16 protein-coding genes are annotated in these 21192 nt (G+C 54.5%); 7 read left to right on the top strand and 9 right to left on the bottom strand.

Annotation, left to right across the window (positions count from 1 at the left end):
- Positions 1-27: 27 nt before the first annotated feature.
- From IRJ17_RS24105 to IRJ17_RS24125, 5 genes are all read right to left on the bottom strand, one after another.
- Positions 28-618 (bottom strand): fatty acid metabolism transcriptional regulator FadR, encoded by a 591-nt coding sequence (locus tag IRJ17_RS24105; protein WP_122963179.1) that lies wholly within the window; start codon positions 616-618, stop codon positions 28-30.
- A 204-nt stretch (positions 619-822) separates the two neighbouring features.
- Positions 823-2523: an AMP-binding protein gene (locus IRJ17_RS24110; protein ID WP_217021959.1), complete on the bottom strand. Its 1701-nt coding sequence runs from the start codon at positions 2521-2523 to the stop codon at positions 823-825.
- Positions 2524-2714: 191 nt separating this feature from the next.
- Positions 2715-3710: an LCP family protein gene (locus IRJ17_RS24115; protein WP_122963177.1), complete on the bottom strand. Its 996-nt coding sequence runs from the start codon at positions 3708-3710 to the stop codon at positions 2715-2717.
- A 141-nt stretch (positions 3711-3851) separates the two neighbouring features.
- Positions 3852-5027: a thiolase family protein gene (locus IRJ17_RS24120; protein WP_122963176.1), complete on the bottom strand. Its 1176-nt coding sequence runs from the start codon at positions 5025-5027 to the stop codon at positions 3852-3854.
- A gap of 40 nt (positions 5028-5067) precedes the next feature.
- Entirely contained in the window at positions 5068-6015 is a 948-nt protein-coding gene (locus IRJ17_RS24125; protein WP_242772108.1) for a 50S ribosomal protein L11 methyltransferase, read from the bottom strand.
- A gap of 461 nt (positions 6016-6476) precedes the next feature.
- On the opposite strand from IRJ17_RS24125, the gene csaB reads away from it, so the two are divergent.
- The gene (csaB, locus tag IRJ17_RS24130; RefSeq protein ID WP_122963175.1) at positions 6477-7574 is read left to right on the top strand and encodes a polysaccharide pyruvyl transferase CsaB; all 1098 of its coding nucleotides are present in this window, start codon (positions 6477-6479) and stop codon (positions 7572-7574) included.
- A gap of 26 nt (positions 7575-7600) precedes the next feature.
- On the top strand, positions 7601-8458 hold the full coding sequence (locus IRJ17_RS24135; protein WP_122963174.1) for a class I SAM-dependent methyltransferase: 858 nt from the start codon (positions 7601-7603) through the stop codon (positions 8456-8458).
- Positions 8459-8491: 33 nt separating this feature from the next.
- Here the strand turns inward: IRJ17_RS24135 and IRJ17_RS24140 are convergent, their stop codons facing one another.
- Complete coding sequence (locus tag IRJ17_RS24140; protein WP_122963173.1) at positions 8492-10129, bottom strand: polysaccharide biosynthesis protein; 1638 nt, start codon at positions 10127-10129, stop codon at positions 8492-8494.
- Between the two features lie 188 nt (positions 10130-10317).
- Here IRJ17_RS24140 and IRJ17_RS24145 point away from each other — a divergent pair, with 188 nt between their 5' ends.
- A complete protein-coding gene (locus IRJ17_RS24145) occupies positions 10318-11694 on the top strand; it encodes a phenylacetate--CoA ligase family protein (RefSeq protein WP_173596230.1) in 1377 nt (458 codons plus the stop codon).
- On the opposite strand, the gene murJ is transcribed toward IRJ17_RS24145, so the two are convergent.
- A complete protein-coding gene (gene murJ, locus IRJ17_RS24150) occupies positions 11669-13195 on the bottom strand; it encodes a murein biosynthesis integral membrane protein MurJ (protein WP_242772109.1) in 1527 nt (508 codons plus the stop codon). The genes IRJ17_RS24145 and murJ overlap by 26 nt on opposite strands.
- Before the next feature lie 248 nt (positions 13196-13443).
- Between murJ and IRJ17_RS24155 the strand changes: the two genes are divergently transcribed.
- The 3 genes from IRJ17_RS24155 to IRJ17_RS24165 are packed head-to-tail and all read left to right on the top strand — an operon-like array spanning position 13444 to position 17150.
- The gene (locus IRJ17_RS24155; RefSeq protein ID WP_122963170.1) at positions 13444-14706 is read left to right on the top strand and encodes an O-antigen ligase family protein; all 1263 of its coding nucleotides are present in this window, start codon (positions 13444-13446) and stop codon (positions 14704-14706) included.
- Between the two features lie 4 nt (positions 14707-14710).
- Positions 14711-16339, top strand: a complete 1629-nt coding sequence (locus tag IRJ17_RS24160) for a hypothetical protein (RefSeq protein WP_173596228.1) — start codon at positions 14711-14713, stop codon at positions 16337-16339.
- The gene (locus tag IRJ17_RS24165; protein WP_173596227.1) at positions 16332-17150 is read left to right on the top strand and encodes a hypothetical protein; all 819 of its coding nucleotides are present in this window, start codon (positions 16332-16334) and stop codon (positions 17148-17150) included. Before IRJ17_RS24160 ends, IRJ17_RS24165 begins: the two co-directional genes overlap by 8 nt.
- A 133-nt stretch (positions 17151-17283) precedes the next feature.
- Here the strand turns inward: IRJ17_RS24165 and IRJ17_RS24170 are convergent, their stop codons facing one another.
- The gene (locus IRJ17_RS24170; protein WP_173596226.1) at positions 17284-18441 is read right to left on the bottom strand and encodes an MFS transporter; all 1158 of its coding nucleotides are present in this window, start codon (positions 18439-18441) and stop codon (positions 17284-17286) included.
- A gap of 76 nt (positions 18442-18517) precedes the next feature.
- Complete coding sequence (locus IRJ17_RS24175) at positions 18518-19882, bottom strand: glycosyltransferase family 4 protein (protein ID WP_217021953.1); 1365 nt, start codon at positions 19880-19882, stop codon at positions 18518-18520.
- 154 nt (positions 19883-20036) lie between these two features.
- Between IRJ17_RS24175 and IRJ17_RS24180 the strand changes: the two genes are divergently transcribed.
- Positions 20037-21173, top strand: a complete 1137-nt coding sequence (locus IRJ17_RS24180; RefSeq protein ID WP_242772110.1) for a glycosyltransferase — start codon at positions 20037-20039, stop codon at positions 21171-21173.
- Positions 21174-21192: the final 19 nt, after the last annotated feature.

Below are 21192 nucleotides of genomic sequence, written 5' to 3' on the forward strand. Positions count from 1 at the left end.
CGTTCTCACACAAAAAAAGCTTTTCTTTCATTCTTTTCCCTTCATACCAAACAGGAAGAGGTTATGAATGGAATCAACATGAGAGACAAGGTCGTACTTGCACTGCTTCATGACCCAGGAAGTCGTCACTTCATCCAGCGTGCCGAAAATCATTTTGCGTGTCATTCTGACCTCCAGATCGGGGCGGAATACTCCTTGCTCCATCCCTTCCTGGATGACTTCCTCAATCAGATTGAAATATTGCTTCATCACTTTGCCGATGCCTTCGTTGATGAACGGATTGGCTTGGCGCAGTTCAATTTGCGTCACCTTTGCCAGCTCCTGGTCTTTCGCCAGTTGGCTCAGATGCGCATGCACGAGGACGTACAATTTTTGTTCAATCGTCGTCGCTTCCGAGATTCGCTTGCGGTTTTCGTCCACAAACTGTCCCATTTTTTCGTTGAACAAGGAAATCAGGATATCATCCTTGTTTTCAAAATAGAGGTATATGGTGCCGTCTGCTACCTTCGCCTCTTTTGCAATCTTCGATACCTGGGCGCTGTAATAGCCTTGTTTGGCGATTACCCGTACAGCAGCATCAATAATGGCTTGATACTTTTCCCCCGTTTTCTTTGCCATAATAACCTCCATCTTTACTCGCAGTGATGATAAAAAAATCCTGAAATGAATGATTATTCATTCATAAAAATAGTTTAATACACGAACCTGACGGTGTCAATCGCAAGTGCCGCGCGTCGACGAACAACGAATGCTTGTCCCTTTTCGCCCCACAAAAACGGCCGCTTCCCTCTCAGGATGCGCACCGCTTGACCCTGTCTTTCGTCAGCTTGTTTTGATCTCTTCTTGTGTTTCCCGACGCGCTTTGTCTTCTTCTTGCAGCTGCCTGCGCAACACTTTTCCGACCATCGTTTTCGGCAGCTCTGTGCGAACTTCGTACTTGCGCGGAATTTTGTAGGCGGCAAGCTTCTGGCGGCAATGCGCTTCCAATTCTTCCTCGCTCGCCTGCTTTCCGTCCTTGAAGACGATAAACGCTTTGACTGTCTCGCCGCGATACGGGTCGGGCACGCCGATCACCGCCGCTTCCTGAATCGCCGGATGCTCGAACAGCACTTCTTCCACTTCACGCGGATAAATGTTGAAGCCGCCCGCGATGATCATGTCTTTTTTGCGGTCGACGATGTAAAAATAGCCGTTCTCGTCCATGTACCCGACGTCGCCTGTCAAGAGCCAGCCATCTTTCAGGACGGCGGCAGTATCTTCCGGCCGGTTCCAGTAGCCGAGCATGACCTGCGGCCCTTTTACCGCCAGCTCCCCGATCTCGCCCTGTGGCAGCTCTTCTCCCGTAGCCGTGTCGATGATGCGGCAGTCGGTATCCGGCCAAGGCATGCCGATGCTGCCTGTGATGCTCTTTTCCCAGATCGGATTGGAATGCGTCACCGGCGAAGCTTCGGTCAGGCCGTAGCCTTCCACCAGCTTGCCTCCTGTCAGCTCCTCAAACTTGAGTTTGACCTCGATCGGCAACGGCGCCGAGCCGCTGACGCACGCGTCGATCGAAGACAGGTCGTGGTTTTTCAAGTCAGGGTGATTGATCAGCGCAATGTACATCGTCGGTGCCCCGGGGAACAAAGTCGGCTTGCGCTTGTCGATCATCTCGAAAATTTGTTTGACCTCGAATTTGGGCACGAGAATGATTTCGGCGGCAATACAGATTCCTTTGTTCATCACGGTCGTCATGCCGTAGACGTGAAACAGCGGGAGCACGCCCAAAATTCGCTCGCCGCCTTTTTTCAGCTTGTAAAGGACAGCCTGGCACTGGATCGCGTTGGCGATGAGGTTGGCATGAGTCAGCATCACGCCTTTTGCCACTCCGGTAGTGCCTCCCGTGTACTGGAGCAAGGCAATGTCCTTGTCCGGATCGACGGGCACCTGGACAGGTTTGACAGCGCTTTCTTTTATGACGGAAAGAAACGGTTCCACATCGGCACCGTATGTAACCTGCGGATTGTGCCCTTGTTTCTTTTGAACCAGTGGATACAGCCATTTTTTCAGCAAGGGAAGGAAATCGCCAATACTTGTAACGAAAATGCGCTTGAGTGGAGTCGATGAGCGAACCTGCGCGACGCGTTTGTACAGCAAATCCAACGTGATGATGGTCTGTGCGCCGGAATCTTCCAGTTGATGAATCAGCTCCCGCTCGGTGTAGAGCGGATTCGTCATCACCACGGTTGCTCCTGCGAACAGCACGCCATAGTAACTGATTACAGCCTGGGGGGTGTTGGGCAGCATGATCGCCACGCGTTCGCCTTTTTGCACGCCGCGCTCTACCAACGCGTTGGCGAAACGGTAGGACAGCTCCAAAAGCTCCCGGTACGATATGGTTTTTCCCATGAAGTAGATCGCATTGTTGTCTGGGTACGACGCAGCCGACTGCACGAGAAATTGCGTCAACGGAATACGGGGGTAGTCCAGTGACGGTGCAGTTTCGGACGGGTAATTGGCAATCCAAGGCTTGGCATTTGACATGGTCATTCCCTCCATCCCTTAAATGGCCTTGCCCCTCCCCTATGATCGACATTCATAATCTCTTCCTTATCGCTATTGTATTCGAAAAATAATCAATTTTCCAATTAAAAACGTCTCCTCGCAAAAAAGACGCGCCCCTGCTCATGCGGAGTGCGTCTTCCTGCGTTTGTTTTCGCTGCGTATGTCACGGGTCATGGCTGCAAGGCGGCCTGCATTTGCTTGCGGACGCGCTCCCGCTCCGCAGTCGGAACGAGATGGTACCAGCCGACGATTCCGTTGTGCCAGATTCGTTCGTCCTGCCCGACCAGCGTATCTGTCTTGATTTTGTTCGGGGTCCCATCGCTGTAGCTAAGCAACAGGGAAGCGATCTCCTGGTCAGTAAAATCGGTTTTCACGTGCTGTCCCAAAATTTCCATCAAAGTAAACGCCTTGGAGTACATCTGTGCCGATGCTCCCTTTTGCGCCAGAGCAGCCAAAATCTCCTGCTGGCGGTTAATCCTCTGGTAGTCGCTGTCCTCTTTTCCCAGGTCGCTCTTGCGATAGCGGGCGTAGTCCAGCGCCTGTTCGCCGGAAAGCACCTGCAAGCCCGGCATCAGGTCGATGTAAGTGTCGTCCGTAGGGTCGCTGTATTTCATCCGCTTTTGGACTTGAACGGAGACGCCGCCAAGCTCGTCGACAATTTTGCGGAAGCCTTCAAAGTCAACGGATACATAGCGATCGATCTTGATATCCAAAAAGTTTTCCAGCGACTCCTTGACCAGCTTGGGGCCGCCGAAAGCCATGGCGTGATTGACTTTGTCATGGCCTTTTCCCGGCAGTTCCATGTAGCTGTCCCTCGGGATGGAAATGAGGTAGACAGATTGCTTCGCCGGATGGACAGCGGCGAGCATCATCGTGTCAGAACGGGCGCTCTCGCCGTCGCGACTGTCCACGCCGAGCAGCATGACCACGAACGGCTTCAACGGCTCGGTTCCGGTCAGCAGATCGCGGGGCGGTGGCAGCGAGGCAGTTGCTTGCTTCGCACCGCCCGTCGTCTGTCCGCCGAGTGGCGCGTACCATTTTTCGGTCATCTGTTTGTATTGATAGGCACTGTAACCGATGGCGAACAATGCCCCGGCCAACAGAAAGGAAAAGAAATGCAAAGCGATCTGTTTTTTGTATTGCTTCAAAAATGAAAAAAATGCCATGAAAAAGCCTCCCCCTTTGCAAGCACAGCCGCCACCTTCTTGCGTGCAGACACAAGTGGGGCTTGCTTTCCATTTTTAACCGGGGAGGCTTGATTTAAACATGCTCACAGTTTGCTGCGCGCGAAAAGCAGTTTGCCAGTTCTACACTCTTTCGAGGATCATCGCCATGCCCATGCCGCCACCGACGCACAGTGTAGCGAGTCCGCGCTTGAGCTGGCGGCGCTTCATTTCGTGCAGCAAAGTCACAACAATCCGACAACCGGTTGAACCGACCGGATGACCGAGCGAAATTCCGCTGCCGTTTACATTCGTGATCTCGCGCGGCAGCTCCAGAAGCTTTTCGACAGCGAGGTATTGAGCCGCGAATGCTTCGTTCACCTCGATCAGCTCCATATCGGCCATGGTCAGATTGGCTTTTGCCAAAGCCTTTTTCACAGCAGGAACAGGGCCGTACCCCATCAGATCAGGCTCCACGCCCGCTGTCGCCCACGAGACGATTCTGCCCAGCGGTTCGATTCCCAACTGCTTCGCCTTCGTTTCGCTCATGAGCACGACGGCAGAAGCTCCGTCGTTCAGCCCGGAAGCGTTGCCCGCGGTCACCGTGCCAGCTTCGCGGAAGCCCGGCTTCAGTTTGCCCAGGCTTTCCATCGTGACGCCTCTTCTCGGAAATTCGTCTTCGGTGACGATGATCTCGCCCGTGCGCTTGGCAATCGGCACACCGATGATCTCCTCGGCAAACAGCCCGTTGTCGATCGCGTGAATCGCATTGTGCTGGCTGCGCATGGCGATTTCGTCCTGCTCCTCGCGACTGATCTTGTACAGGTCAGCCAGACGTTCGGCCGTCTCTCCCATCAAAATTTGGTGGTGCGGGTCTGTCAACAGCTCCCACATGGCATCCGTCATCTCGCCGTGCATAAGTCTGCGGCCCCATCTCGCATTTTTCAAGACATACGGAGCGTTGCTCATGCTCTCGGTACCGCCTGCAATCACCACTTCATTTTCGCCCAGCAAAATTTGCGAGGCGCCGCTGGCGATCGCCTGCATGCCTGACGCGCATTGCCGCTGTACGGTAAAGCCTGTCACTTCCTTGCCTAGTCCGGCGTCAATCGCCGCCACTCTGGCGATGTTCGGTTCATCTGTGCGCTGTATGCAATTGCCCAAAATGACTTCGTCGATCTGCGATGCTTCGAGTCCTGCTCTGGCCATAACGGCACGGATGGACAGTTCAGCCAGCTTGCGAGCGCTTACATCTTTCAGTACACCCCCAAACGTGCCAATTGGCGTACGTCCGGCGGCAGCAATCACGACATGCTCCATTTTGTTTTCCCCTCCACTGATCGGTATTGTTTGTATGTTCTCACACAGTAGTTACAGAATGGTTCACAGCCGTATTTTTCAACAAAATCGTCACCCACTCCTCCGAATGCCGTTCTGCTTCGGCTTGAAAACCGGCCGCTTCAAAAGCGGACAGGACGGCTTCGCGATTCCAGTCAACGATTCCGGAGAGAATGACTTGACCATCCGCAGCGATCCGTTCGCGAATCAGCGGGAGGATCGAGACATTTTCATCTCCACCGATATTGACGAGAATCAGATCGGCTTGCGCGGGGAGCCTGGCTGCGACTTCTTGTTCGCTTGCGTCTCCGATGACCACCTGAACGGCTTCTTCCGGCAGATGATTGTTCGCTGTATTGACTTTTACCTGATACTCGCTTTGCGGGTTGATATCAATCGCCCAGACCGGATACTTCGCTCCGTTCAAGGCACTGAACAGCGACAAAATGCCCGAGCCTGCTCCGATATCAAAAACGGTTTTGCCCGTCACATCCATCTCTTGCAAAAGCAAAAGAATATCTTGCGTCGTTCCGTGGTAGCCTGTGCCAAACGCCGCACCCGGATCGATCCAGAGGACATGCTTGGCGTCCTCCAGCAATTGCGGGTCTGTCCACGTAGGAGCCACCCACCATTCACCGATTTGCACCTCGCGAAACTCCTCTTTCCACGATTCGTTTTCTTCCGCGACCTGCTCGATTTCCTTGAGGCTCACCTGACCGTCCCAGCGCGAGATGTACGCTCTGAGCCGGGAAACATGTTCTTTTTCGGAATCTTGCATGGGCTCAAACAAATAGGCAACGACAGGACCTTCGGTATTTTCCGCGTAATCATAACCGTTTTCTGTCGTCAAAATCTCGATTTGCGGCTCGACCCAGCCGAGCGTGTACGGGCTGCCCAACACTTCCGCCACAAACAAATCCTCTGTCGCTTGCTCTACCAACAAGGTGTATTTTAACCACATGCTCTCCATGATGAATCTTTCTCCTTCCAGGTTGTTGCGCTGCATGGCCATTTGGCTTGTTCGTTCCCGGGTTTGCCGTCAGCCTTTTCATCTGCTGTTGGCAAGTTAGCCAGGGAACATGGTATGATAATAGAATGGACTATTTTGCTTCAGGGAGGCTTACCATGTTTGACGAATTTTTTTACCGACGTCGAAAAAACAAAGGAATGCTCGGCGTGATGATTGCCTTGATCGTACTCGGAATCGGCATGTTCGCCATGGGTTTCCTCTACATGTTCTCATAGGGCGAGCGTTCCTGATTCGTGAAGTGTTTTCATTATACCCTATGAAAACCTGCTAGCCCAAGGTCTATCGCGAAAAGCTTTGGCACCAAGTTTTGTTCCGGGGTCGCTTTACTTCCCCTTGTTTACTCGATTATACTTGAGGATGTATTTTTCCTGTACGTTTGATATAGAAAGAAGGTTCACTCCATGTCGCGAATTCTCATCTCCGGGTACTACGGCTTCAACAATGCCGGAGACGATGTGGTCCTCTACGGCATCATCAGCTCTCTTAAGCGGGAACAACCAAATATCTCTCTCGCCGTTCTGTCGAACCAGCCTGATCGGACTGCGGAACTGTTCGGGATTGAAGCTTATGACCGCTGGAGCTTTGGAACCATCGTCCGTGAGCTTTCGCGAAGCGACATGCTAGTGATGGGCGGAGGGACGCTGATGCAGGACGTTACCAGTCCGCGCAGTGTTCTCTACTATTTGGGCATCGTCACCATCGCCAAGCTACTCCGCAAGCCCGTGGTCTTTTACGCTCAAGGGTTCGGACCCATTCTCAAACCGCTCAGTCGCCAGGTTATCAAGCGGGTAGTGAATCATGTCGATGTCATTACCGTGCGAGATTACGAATCGGGAGAAGACTTCAAAGCTTGCGGCGTCAAAAAAGCGCCGATTCACGTCACAGCTGATCCCGCCCTGACGATATCTCCCGAAGATATTTCGGATGCGCGTGGAAAAGAACTGCTCCACGGTCTGTTCGCTGATCCGGACAAGCCTTTGGTGGCGATCTCTGTGCGCGACTGGAAGCAGGAGCAAGCGTTCAAGCAAACCATCGCCAAAGCGGCGGACTGGTTTGTCTTGCGCGGCTGGAATGTCCTGTTTCTGCCGATGCACGTTCCCAGCGACTTGGCTCCGTCCAAGGAGATCATGGAACAGATGACCCAGCCAGGAGCACGTCTTCTCGATGCGCCCGTTACTTTTCACGATATCATGTCTGTTTTAAAACAGTGCGACTACGTCGTCGGCATGCGGCTCCACTCGCTTATTCTCGCTTGCATGCTGCGCATTCCTTTTATCGGCATTTCGTACGATCCGAAAATCGACCGCTTTGTCGAGCGCGCCGGGATGCCGAACGCCGGACACATTACCGAGCTCGACGAAGCACAGTTGCTTGCGCTGCTCGCGGAAAAAATCGACGGACTTGCTGCCGAGATTGATCTGGTAACGGAGCATTCCCGCGTGCTGGCAATTGAAGCGGCCAAAAGCAGCGAGCTGGTGCTCCAGGCGCTGCGCACATAAGGCTGACAGGAAAGGAGGACGAAGCCATGTCCTTTTCTTCACAAGTATTGCTTGGATTAAACCGACTATTCCCGCTCCCCGTCCATCCCTTCAATTTGGCGAATGACGGGGAAATGAGCTATACCGAGTGGCAATTTCAAAAAGGGGATCAAACGATTCAGTTTTTCCTCCCCTTCCACTCCCAGGAGCAAATGTTCACAGGCAAGACCGTGCTGGATATCGGCTGTGGCGGCGGGGGCAAGACCTGTTACTACGCCACTTTTGGCCCGAAAAAGATGATCGGCATCGACATCGTCCCGCACTATGCAGAGGAAGGCAATGCCTTTGCCAAAGAAAAAGGGCTGGCGGACGTCGTATCTTTCATGACAGGCGACGCCGCGCGAATGGACTTTGCGGACAACACCTTTGACACGATTATCATGAACGATGCGATGGAGCACGTTGGCGAGCCGGAAAAGACGCTGGAAGAATGCTTCCGCGTGCTCAAGCCGGGCGGCCATCTGTACATCAACTTTCCGCCTTACTACCATCCGTACGGCGCTCATTTGTCAGACGCCATCGGGATTCCTTGGGTGCACGCCCTCTTCTCCGAGCAAGCGCTGATCGACGCGTACAAAAAGCTGGTGCGTGACTTGCCAGACGGTTCTGACCGCATCTCGTTCCGCTTCGACAAGCGCCCGGACGGAAGCGATACGATTTCCTACATCAACCGGATGACGATCAAGCGTTTTCGCAACATCCAAAAAGGCGTGACACAGCCCGCTGTCTACGAACGCGAGATTCCGTTGCGCAACCAGCTCAAAGGCTTGGCGAACGTGCCCGGTTTCCGCGAGTTTTTCGTAAAAATGGTCGTCTGTGTGTATCAAAAAACCCCTTCCTCCTGAGCGGAGAAAGGGGTTTTTTCGTGTCAGCCTGTCCTATTGCGCTTTGGAGGACGGCTGCTTTTTGCGTATGAGATTGATAAAAGCGCGCAGCTTGCCACCACCCGGCAGCCAGTCCAGCTCCTTGTCCTCGATGAGCGGGATGAGCAGCAGCAGTCCCAGATAGACGACCAGCCCAACGCCAACTCCCCCTACCGTTTCGATTGCCCCGAGCAGGCGCACTTTTTCCTTGCCGGCGAGCAGCAGCCCGACAGCTTCGGTCGTACCCCAGGCAAGCAGCAGCATCAGGTTGGCGACCAGAAGCGGATAGATCGTATCGAAGCGCCAATGGATCGGAACCTGTACAAGCTTCGCGATGACGCGCATGTTGAGAATGCAGACAAAAGCGGTCGCGCACAGCCAGGACAAAGACAGTCCATCCATGCCGAACAAGGACGTGAAGACGAGCGTAGCCGCGACTTTGACGATCACACCGTACAGCAGGTGGCGAGCCGGAATTTTCTCCTTGCCGATCCCTTGCAAGATGCCGTTTGTCGCCAGGAGCAGCGAGAGCGGGATCGCGCTGATGCCGAGAATCGCCATCGCCCGCGTCCCTTCCATATCCCCGTACAAGGCCAGATTGGCCCCTTCCGCCACAGCAGTAAGCCCCAGACCTGCCGGCAAGCCGATCAGCCAGGCAAAGCGCAGCGACAGCTTGGTCAAGGTCGTAACCCGCTCCGTGTCTTTTTGCCGCTTCGCTTCCGCAATCGCCGGAACGATGGACAGCGCGATCGATGAGCCGAACAGGCTGGCCATTTGCAAAAGCGGGCCGCCACGGCTGTAAATGCCAAACCACGTATCTGCCGTCAATCCGTCGACATTCCAGATGTAGCGAAAAATATTGATCGCCAAAAACGAATCCGTCAGGCTGAAAATCGGAATGACGAGGGCGCTCACGCAAATCGGCCAGGCAATGCGCCACATCGAGCCGAAAAACGCGCGGTCGTACCACCAGTCCAGACGCCCCCACTCCGCGTTCGTGAACACGGAGTTTTTCCGGTTATGCAGCCACATGAGCAGCGCCAGAAAACCGAGGCTGAGGAACGTGCTGATCATCGTCCCGAAATTGACTCCGGTGATCACCGTATCCGTGTCCTCGCCCAACCGGACAAGGTACAGGGACGCTACGAGAATGAAGATCACCCGGAGCGTCTGCTCCACAATCTGCGACAGACCGACGTACAGCATCTTTTGATGTCCGTAAAAGAAGCCGCGAATCACGGCAATCAGCGGTACGAACAGCAGAGATAGCGAGATCGCGCGAATCGGCTCGATCAGATGCGGATTTCCCATCAGCTTCGCGATCAGCGGCGAGCTGGCGTACAGCAGCGCGAACAAGACGATCCCGATTCCGCCCATCATCACCATGCTGCGGGCCAAAATTTGCCCGACAGAGCCTTGCTTGCCCTCCGCAAGCGCTTCGGCAATGACTCGCGACAACGCGACGGGCACGCCCGCCGTCGCCAGGATCAGAAAGGTCAGGTAGAGCGGATATACTTCCTGGTAAAGCCCAAGACCGTTATCCCCCACAATTTCCTGGAGAGGAATCCGGTAAAACATCCCGATTACTTTTGACAAAATTCCCGCGATGGCCAAGATCAGCGCCCCTGCGAGAAAATGACTTTTTTTCAACATTGGGTAACTCCTTTTTTGCGTCACTTTGACTTGGGAACTTGCAATCGCCATAAACCCACTCTCTATCCTACTATCAATTCCTCCATCCAGCAAACAGGTATATCGATGGAATTTGGCTGGAATACTGGTGAAAAACAGATTCCATTGACTTCTTCGAATCGTCTGATGGGAAGAGCAGGAGGAAAAGGATGGCTGTAACAGGATTTTGGATTCGCCAAGTACAGTGGCCTTTGATGGAGGTAGTAAAAGAAAACCGCACGCGTCCATACATGCAGGAGCTAAAGCTCGTCCAGCACCTGTCCAAGGACATGCTGGAATGGCGGCAGCGCGAGAAGCTTGTCAAGCTGCTGGACCACGCTGTCCACAACGTCGCGGCTTACGAGCCATACCGCAGCACGTGGCGCGAGTACCGGGAAGCGCCTGAACGGTTTGTGCAAAAGCTGCCGATCCTCGACAAGACGCATTTTCGCCGCAATGCCGAGCAATATTTGAGCAAAAACATTCGCCCTGACAAGCTGATCGCCAATCGCACAGGCGGCTCCACGGGAGAACCGACCCGCTTCTACCTCGATCGCCCCACGGTCGAGCGCTACGAAGCGGCCCGTTGGCTCGGCCTGTCCTGGCACGGCATCCGTATCGGCGATCCATGTGTCATGCTCTGGGGATCTCCGCTGGAGCTGACTCAACAGCAGGCGCGGACGTATCGCTTCAAGGAGCGCTGGCTGAAAAATCGGCTGTTGCTCTCCGCCTACGAGCTGGATGAACGCAGGCTCGATACCCAGCTCAAGCTGATCCGCCGCTTTCGTCCCGCTTATTTGTACGGTTACGCTTCCGCCTTGTACACACTCTCGCAAATGATGCTGGCCAGAGGTGTGACGTTAGGGATTCCGCTGAAAGCTGTCGTGTCTACCGCAGAAAGTCTGCACGAGCACCAGCGCCGCGCGCTGGAGGCTGCCTTTGCCGCTCCTGTCGTCAACGAATACGGCGCACGGGATGGCGGCATTATCGCGTACCAATGCCAGGCTGGCAACATGCACGCTTTTTCTGAAAACAGCTATTTGGAAGTCGTCGACCCGCTCACACGGATTCCTGTGTTCCCCGGAGTTCCCGGCGCCTTGCTCGTCACAGACCTGCACAACACGTCCATGCCGCGATTGCGCTACCAGTTGGGCGATGTCGTCGCGCTCTCCGGAAAATCATGCCCGTGCCCTGTGTCGTTTCCGCTGTTGGAAACAATCGACGGCCGGGAAGACGACATGTTCATCTCGCAAAACGGCCAGTACGTTCACGGCCACTACTTCAACCATATCGTCCGCAATCTGGACAGCTTCCGCACGTTTCAAATCGTGCAGCACGAGCCGCAGCGGCTAAGCCTCCGACTCGTGAAAGAGCCGGAGCGCTTCCTGCCAGCCGACGAAGCAAGACTGCTCGCAGGGATTCGCTCGGCGCTCGGCGAGGTGAGCGTACAAGTCTCGTACGTGGAACACATCCCGCCGAGCAGCTCAGGCAAAGTTCGCTACGCCATCCGGGAATGCCCGCTTACGAGCGCCCTGCCGCCGGAGTAGAACGCTTCCGCACTTTTTGCAGCAGCTCCGATACGAGCGGTTCGCGCAGGACAGCCATCACGAGCACATAAATCAAAGCTCCGCCGCCAATTCCGATCGGCAAATACAGCCAGACGGACAAAAGCGACAGCCACGGATCGACGAGCACAATCGCGGCACCCATGATCGCGCAGGCCAAAAGTGTCTTCCCTGCGGTGGCAAGGAAGCTCGCCCGCACCGGACTGCCCACGGCTCGCCAAAGCAACAGAAACAGAAACAGCGCCTGGCAGATGGCCGACACGGCATTTGCCAGCGCAATCCCGCCGTGTCCGAGCAACGGAATCAACAGCCAGTTGGCCAGCACGTATACGCCGATTCCGATAGCCCCGATGATGACGGGTGTCTTCGTGTTTTCCAGCGCGTAAAAGGCGCGAGTCAGCAAATCGCGGGCTGCCAGGAAATACAGCCCCAGCCCGTAAAACGGCAAGGCCCAGGCAGTCAGTGCGACAGAATGCTCGTCAAAAGCTCCCCGCTCAAAAGCGAGGCGGACGACCGGCTCTGCGTACAAGGCAAGGCCCACCGTGACAGGCACGAGCAAAATGAACAGATAGGCAAGTCCTTTTTGCAAGATTTGCTTCATCTCGGTCATCTCGCCGCGTTTGACGTGACTCGCCAACAGCGGGAACAGCGGCAAAGTAAACGCGCCTACAAAAATCGCCATCGGCATCTGCACGATCTGATTCGCATTGGCAAGCGCGGAGACTACGCCTGTCCCTACCCCTTCCGCAAAGCCTCTTTCCATAAATGTCGTCGCCTGTGCCACTACGGCGCCAATCAAAATCGGAATGACGCGCTCGCCCATCCCTTTTAACGAGGCATCCTCTCTCCAGGCAAGCGACACCCGATGCGTGTAGCCAAAGCTGCGCAAGGTAGGCAGCATCGTCAGCATCGCCGCCAAATAACCGATGCTTGTCGCAATCGCCAGGCCAACTGACCCGTAGATCGGAACGAGAATGTACATCCCGATGATGACCAAGGCTCCGTTCGCTACCGTGCCCAAAGTCGGCGTGAAAAAATGCTGGTGCGCATTGCACAAGCTCGACCACAATCCAGTCAAGCCGATAAAAATGGCGGAAGGCCACATCCACTGAAGCATCTCGGCTGTCAGCTCCAGCTTTTCCCCGGACAGGCCGAACATCGCTGCCAACTGATGGGAGAAAGCGACACCCAACAGCGCCAGCAGTGTGAATATTCCCAGAATGATCGCGAGCATTTTGTGGTACAGCTCACTGGTCGGCTCTTTCTTTTCAAGCAAACCGCGCATCGTCGGAATCAGCACGGCATTGACTGCGCCGGGTACAACCAGAAACAGCGTCAAAGGGATCGTCGCTGCGATGTTAAACGCATCTGCCTCCATCCCTGTGCCATACAAGTTGGAGACGTATACGCTGCGAAAAAATCCCAGCAGCCTTCCCACGAGCGTCAGCACGACGATCATGGAGGCAATTCTCAACAAACTCATGACCCAATTCTCCTATCCCTCGTTCAAAACAATGGTGTCCGTCGCATAGACAGCAATCGGGCACAGCCTGTTTTTCGTTCGTGAAAATTTCATAGAGCTTTTGCGAATCGCTCCAGCTCAAACACACCTGTTATCATATCTTATTTCTAGCTTTCCTACCAACCTCTTTCCCGCCAGCTTGCTTGCAGGTTGCCAGATTCATTATAATGGGTAGGTTAATCCCTGCCTGTAGGAGGACTACAAACAAAATGAGAGAAACCGTTGTGAAGTGGGGAAGCCAATCAACCACGTGGTTGTATCTGCTGTTGGCCTATCCGGTAATCGACTATGTCTTGCGAAAGATTCTACCGATTCCAGTCGTTTCGTCTTTTTGGGATGAAGCGTTGCTCATCATCTTGATGGTGTTTACGTTCGGCGCTTTTTTGCAAACGAACCGGACGATGCCTGGAATCAAACATTTGCTCAGCGCCTTCTTCGTCCTCGGCCTTGCCTTGATGGTAACGGACATGGCGAACTGGGAAGCCAGCGTGGAAGGATTCCGCTCTGTCTACCAGTACATCATCGCCTTTTTGATGGGCTTTTATTTGTTGAAGTCCGTTGAAGACCTGGACAAATTTATGAAGGTTCTCGCCCTGATCGGCTTTTTGGCCGCGCTCGTCGGCGTCATGCAGGTCGCCCTCGGCGTCAAAACGCCCGAATCATGGGTACAGGAAGGCGAAGCCATTACGACTCGCGCCTTTTCGTTCGTAACCAGTCCAAACGTGTTGGGCAGCTACATGGCTTTGATCGTACCAGTAGCGGCCGGACTGTTCGTCCAGTCGAAGGGGCTGTGGAAAAAAGGGCTGTGGGCCGTCGTCACTCTGGCGACACTTGCCGCGCTGCTTTTGACCGGATCGCGTGGAGCCTGGTTTGCGCTTGCGTTTGCGATGTTCATCTGCTTCTACATATGGAACAAACGAATTGCAGGCTATCTGGTGCTTGCAGGTGTCATCGGGCTTGTCGCTCTGTTTTTCGTGCCGGAGTCCGTTCCGATGGTTGGAACGATCAAAAACCGGATTTTCACGCTGTTCACACCTGAATACTTCGAGTCGAGCAGCCAGGGAGGCCGTGTAGGCCGCTGGGGCGAAGCGTATGACAAAATGCGCATCGAGCCGCTGTTCGGGGTCGGTCTCGGCCATCACGGCGGGGCAGTAGCCTCCCGACATTTTGGCACGATTTACTCCGACAGCTATTTCTTCAAAAGCTTGGCTGAGTACGGTCTGATCGGCATCATCCTCTGGATCGGTCTGGTCGTCTCCATGCTGAAGTACGGAGCGGGACTGATTCGCAAGCTGATCGGATCGCCGCACTTTTTCACAGTGCTTGGCCTGTTTGGCGGGTTGATTGCGGTCGCGACGCACAACCTCGTGGAAAACATTTTCGAGGTGCCGTTCATGGCCCTCTATTTCTGGCTGTTTGGCGGCTTCCTCTGCGCTTTGTACGTCGACCAAACACAAAACAAAAGGTGGTGAACCCATGCGCCGCAATCCTATTCTCTCTACAATAAGCTGGGCGCTGTACGCCATTGCCCTGTTTTTGATTTACCATCTGCTCGTCAAGCCTGCGTTCCTTGACCTGAGCTGGATCGCTTTGCTGATTTTCTTGCCGCTGCTCGCGTTTTGCTACTACGTGATTCACCCGTCGGAGCGGCGACAGGTGCTTGTGTTCACCGTCGGCTTTTTGCTGCTGGACCGCGCCTTGACCCGCGTCGACGTGAAAACGACGGCTGCTCTGCTCATTGGCGGCGCTGTCGCCATCATCGTGATTGCCCTGCTCGTCAAATGGTACGGCCGTTTGAGCTGGCGCGCTGTCGCTCCGCTCGTCCTGATCGCGGTGCTGGCCAATGTCACGTTCAACCGCTATACGTTGCCGGCACTCAGCCACTTTACCGTTCAGTACGAATCAAGCCGGATGTACAACGGCGACTGGGTAGACTACTTCCCGATGACCTTGTACGACGTCGATGGCGACGGAAAAATGGAGATTGTCACCTACGGCAATGCCGAAGAACTACCGCTGCCGGAAAAGGTCGAGAAGCCGGAAACAGAAGAAGAGAAAAAAGCAATGGCGGAAAAGCTGCGCCATTTGCAGGCGGAACCTGTGTCGCTCTATGTGATGTCCTGGAAAGACGGCCAAATAGTCCGGATGAAAAACGACCAGATTCCAGCCGAAACGATGGAGCGGATCAAGGAAAACTTGCCAACAGACTACCCTGGCTTCCCGTATTACACGATGAAAGACGACAAGCTCGTTCCAAACGTGCAGAGACAGCCATACTCGGAAGCCATGATGCAAGCCGGTACGACGGCACACCGCGCTTTTGTGCTCGATCTGAACAACATCGCCAACATGCTTGAGACAAACAAAGGCAGCATGGACGTGCGCCATGAGCTGGGAAGCAAATTCAAAGACTTGCATATTACAAACGGCATGCTGACAGGCACATACGAAGGCAAGCCATTTGGCGGCTCTACCAAAGCAACCAAGTTGCTGACCACCATGAACTTGCCTGATGGCCGTGAAGGGCTGATCGTCATTGGCGAGCATTTGAGCGTGCTGGCTGTTGAGCCGGACGGCACACTCACCGAAGCTTATCAATTGACCCGCAAGCAGGCCGAGCTTGCCACCGGAGAGTTCATTCCGGCTGACATCGACCACGACAAGGTGGACGAGCTGCTCGTAGCTGGCAGACCTTCGTACATTTTGAAACCAAAAGCGGATGGCACCTGGGACATTCTCTGGGCCAGCGACGAAAAGGACAAGAGCTTCCGCTTCTCCAACTTCGCTGCGGTCGGCACCGACCAGACGCCCGAGATCGTCGCCAAAGCGCGCAGCTGGATCAGCACGACCGATGCACGCTATCTCTCCGGCTACGACTATACGCCAGAGGGCTTGAAGGAAAACTGGCGCATTTACTTGCCGCTGATCAACGTCCAGATCGGAGATATCGACGGCGACAAGCAAAACGAGATCGTCGCTTCGCTGGAAAATTCGCATCGCATTCTCGTGTTCAAGCAGCACAACATTCCGGTATTCGCGTTGACCATCGCCCTGTTTGCCGGTCTGCTCGTATACGGGGTTGTAAGGAGGGTTCGCCATGCGTAAACGCACAAAAGCATGGGCATTGCTCGCTGCCATCTGCACGGCTTCCATGCTCGGCGGTTGCACGTACGAGTCGGGAACGAAAGCTTTTACCACTACCAACTTCGATACGAAGCCAAAGCAAACGACGACCGCGCAGACCGAATCGGCCGCAGAATGGCTGAAAACCGCTTTGGAAAAAGGAAAAACGGAAAAAGACGCGCAAGCTTTCTGGTACAAGGGATACGTAATCAACCGGATTCTCTCCCGCTCCACGACAAGCATGTTCGACGGGGCCGTGCTCACCGACAAAGGCTACAATGTCGGCACGCGCATCGCGGCACAGCCGTACACGTACTACCGGATCGGCGACAAACGCTACATCCGTTCCAACGACTACTGGGTGACTGCTCCTGACGAGCCGCTGGAATTTGACGTACTGAAAGGCTTCGAGGACTGGCTGCCTTTCATGGATCGGGCTGTGCAGCTTCCGGATGAAAAAGCGATTGGCGTCGTCTCCGTGCCGTTCCAAGTCAAAATGACTGGCGCCGAGTGGCTGGCGAAAAGTCAAAGCCCGCTGTTTGAGCCGCTGAAAAAGCTGGTCGGCGATCGCCCGGACCTCGAATACATTTTGAAAGAATCGACCATCAAAGCGACATTCTGGTTCGGCAAGGAAGACCGGCTGATTCATCAGTACGAGACGTGGATCATCCTGCCGTTGCCGGAAGCCGGGACGATGGACCAGCAAGTGAAGTTCAACCTGTACAAGTACGGCGATACAGGCGGCATCAACATCAAGGAACCGGAAGAAGTGGAGAAATACTTGCTCTACTAGAAAGCCCGGCTCCCGTCAAACGGCTAAAGGCCCATGACCACTTGCGGCCACGTCCGCTTTTAGCCAAAACAGCGAAGCGTTTTGCACAGAAAAAGAGCCTGCTGCGAAGAAATTTCGCGGCAGGCTCTTTCGTTTACATTCCCGCACCACCCACTGAGCTTTTCGCGCTTGCCAGCACCAGGCTGTAGACGAAGGCAACTGCTGAGCATATGCCCATCGCCCAATAAAGCGCAGCGCCCCCGCTTTGCTGAAACAGCCAGCCGCCCAGCAGCGAACCGATGATGCCCGATATGCCGAAAAACAAAACGGCCAATACGGTTTGTCCGGTCGCTCTCCATTCTTCCGGGATGATTTTGTACAAGTATTGAATCGTCGCGGTGTAAAAAATGACGAACGTGACGCCTTGCGTCAGTTGCAAGTAGACCACCCATTCAGGTGAAGGAGCCAGCGCACACAGCACGTAGCGAATAGCGTACAGCGCCGATGCGAGCATAATCAGCCTGATTTCGCTCCAGCGGGCCAAAATCCGCGCACTGATCGCGAAAAACGCCACTTCGCTCACCGCTGCCAAAAACCACGCCTGCCCGACATCTCCGGTCGTGCCTCCCAAGCTTTGCACGTACACGCCGAGAAAGCTGTCATTCGTCCGGTGCGGAGTCGCTGCGATCAGCACAAGGAGAAAGAACCGCTGCGTTTTCGGATAGAGGAAAAATCGCTTTAGCTCCGGCCAGGACAACGGCTTGCTGCTCGCCGGAGCATCCTTCATCGCCAACGCGCACAAATAGGCAAGCACGCCGTAGCCGACAAACAGCCAGACAAGCTGTTCCATCCCCAATCGGTCGAGCGTCCAGCCGATGAACAAAGACGCTGTAGCGTAGCCGACTGCGCCAAATGTGCGAATGGAGCCAAAGCTTGTGCGATGCTGCTCAGCCATCCGATAGTTGAGACTCTCTGTCAAAGGATCGGTCGGCAACAGGAAAAAATACATGGCGCCTACGAGCAAAAACAACGCGAAAAACGGAGTCGTCGTAAACAACGCAATTCCTGAAACGATGGATAAGCCCAGCGTGACGAGAATGACCCGCTTGATCGTTTTCGTCCGGTCGCTGACCATCCCCCAAAACGGCTGCGACAAAATGCCGATAAAGGAGCCTGCTCCAATCAACACGCCGATTTGTGCCGGCGTAACACCGCGAAAGCTCAAATAAACTGGTAAAAAGGAAATAAAAATCGACAGCAAGGAAAAGTAAAAGAAATTGTACGCCCGCAAACTAAGCAAAGATGTATTCACGTTCCACCTCGTTTTTGTCCCAAAATGAAAAATAGCCCCGCAGCCTGTTCCTGGCTCCCGGGGCATGGGGTCAACGTTATCTGGTCAGCAGCTCATTCATCAGGTCGGCCAACTGTCTTGCCTGCTCGCGGCGCTCGTACGGCTTGACTCGCTCGGCAAAGTCCGCTCCGCGCTCTGCCTCGCCTTTTGCCTGACTGCTGTTTTCCTTCCATTCCCGATACAGCTTCCAATAAGCTTCTTTGATCGCATCCTTCTGTTCCGGATCGGCTACTTGGCCGAGACGGAAATTCTCGATAATCTCCGTCGCCTCTCCCGCCTTGTTCAAGGCGAGTATCGGATTGCCGATGCCCATGTACTCGTAGAGCTTGCCCGGGATGTACGCCCCGGCATCACTCGACACGTCCCCGATCAGCAAAAGGGCGTCGGCGCTTTTCATCAATCCGAGCGCTTCCTTGTGCGGCAAATTTCCCAAGACGCGCACGATGTCGCCCAGTTCGAGCGCCTCCACGCAGTCTCGGTTCTCCGAGTAGCCGGGATAGTCAAACACGCCTGCAAAGCTGAGCATCAGCTCTTGCCTGTCCACCTTGCCTTCGTCGATCAGCTCGCGGATTGCCTGCAAGAGCAGCCGCGGATTGCGCTTTTGATACAAAATGCCCGCATAGACAGCGTGGAATTTGCCGGGAGCCGCGTGACTTGGAGCAAGCCCTTGGAAATCGCCCTGATCGAAGCCGTTGTAGATCAGCTCCATCCGCTTGATTCGCTCCTGGTGCTTCTTGCGGAAGTTTTCGGCAAAAGTCGCCGTTACCGTCGTAATCGCATCCGCTTTTGCCATTACTCGCGCTTCCATCCGCTCTTCCAGACGTTCGCGCCACGGAATACCCGAAGTGTGCATGTTTTGCGTCCACGGATCGCGGAAGTCTGCCACCCATTTGCAGCCAAATTCGTCGGCAAGCTTTTCGGCAATCAGATGGTTGGTAACAGGCCCGGAGGTGGAGAAAATCACGTCGATTTTTTCCTGACGCATGATTTCCCGCCCGAGCTTGAGCGCATTGGGCAGCCAAAGAATTTGATCGTCCGGGATCAACAAGTACGGCTTGACCTTTTTCAGGACGTTCACGATCTGCTTTTTGACCTGCGCTTTCAACGATGGACGCGCGCCGGTGTTTGCCACGGCAGTCGAGCCGCTCCCGCTTGCCGCAGCAGCTTGTCCTCTGCCCGGCAACAGCTTCCACTCTTTCGCCCGATGAATGCTGACGTCAGCCGGAAGCTGGGTCAAAAGCGTTGGATCAAGCGTTGCATGGTAAGTCGGATCGACGGTAAGCACGTGCACGTTCCAGCCGAACTCCCCCAAATATTTGGCCATTTTCAGCGGCCGCGGCACCCCTCCGCCCCCGATGGGAGGAAAAATGTAGCCTATGATCAAAACGTTATGCGCCTTCATGTATGTAACCGTCCTTCTCGTTTTTACGTTTTCCATCCTAAACGATACCACAAGTGCTGTCTTATTGCGAATCTATCAGCCATCTGCTATAGTGAGAATGGCTTTGGTTAAACCTTCGACAGAGGTTTTCTTACTAAGATTCGGGTGAAATTACATGAGCAAACTACGAGTCCTCCACGTGATTGGCGGGGGGGAATTTGGCGGTGCGGAACAACATATTCTCAATCTGGTCTCCACGTTTCCTGCGGAAGAAGTCGACGTTGCTGTCGTCTGCTTCTACGATTCGCTCTTTGCCAAAAAGCTGAGGGAAGCTGGCATCAACGTGATTGCGTTAAACCAGTTCGGGCGATTTGACATTCGTCTGCTACAAGCTTTGCGGCAGACTTTTCTTTCGTTTGGTCCAGCGATCATCCATACGCACGGAGTGAAGGCCAACTTTTTTTCCCGGCTTGCCGCGCTTGGCATGAATGTACCGCTATTGACTACGGTGCACAGTGCGCTGCGCTTCGACTATGCGGGCACGCTGGCGTACGCGATTGTCAGCCTGATGGAACGGAGCACGCGCCACTGGAATCGGCTTTACATCGCTGTCAGCGGCGCCATTGCCGACGATTTGCGCGCGCAGGGCGTGAAAAATTCCCAGCTCAGCGTCATCTACAACGGCATGGACTTGTCTCCTTATCAGCAAGATATGCTGCGTGAAGCAGACCGCAAACGTTTTCGCGCGGAATGGAACGTGCCTGAGGAAGCCTTTTTGTTCGGAACCGTAGCGCGATTTGTTCCGGTCAAAGGACTGCCGATCCTGCTCGACGCCTTCCATACTTTTGCACAGAACAACGGCAATGACGCTTATTTGGTCATGATCGGCGATGGCCCGGAACGTCCACTGCTGGAAGCAAAGGCGCAAGAGTTGGGCCTCGTGGATCGCGTCCGGTTCGCCGGGTTTCGTCAGGACATCCCTTCCTGCTTGCATGCGATTGATGGTTTTGTTCATTCTTCCTTGTATGAAGGGCTGGGCTACACGCTCATCGAAGCGATGGCCTCCAAGGTGCCTGTCGTCGCCAGCAATGTCGGCGGCGTGAAAGAGTTCGTCTTCCAGGAGCGCACAGGCTTGCTCGTCGAGCCAAACGATCCTGCCGCTCTGTCCAAAGCGATGGAGCGAATCTGGACCGAGCCTGCACTGCGGGAGACATTGGTGCAAAACGCCCTGGAAAAAGTCGAGGCAACCTTCACCATCCAGCAGATGACCGCTGACATTTTGACGCTTTATCGCAAGCTGTTGAACAACTGAAAGCACGGATGCCCTGCAC

Source organism: Brevibacillus parabrevis, from assembly GCF_022701015.1.
GTDB lineage: Bacteria > Bacillota > Bacilli > Brevibacillales > Brevibacillaceae > Brevibacillus > Brevibacillus parabrevis.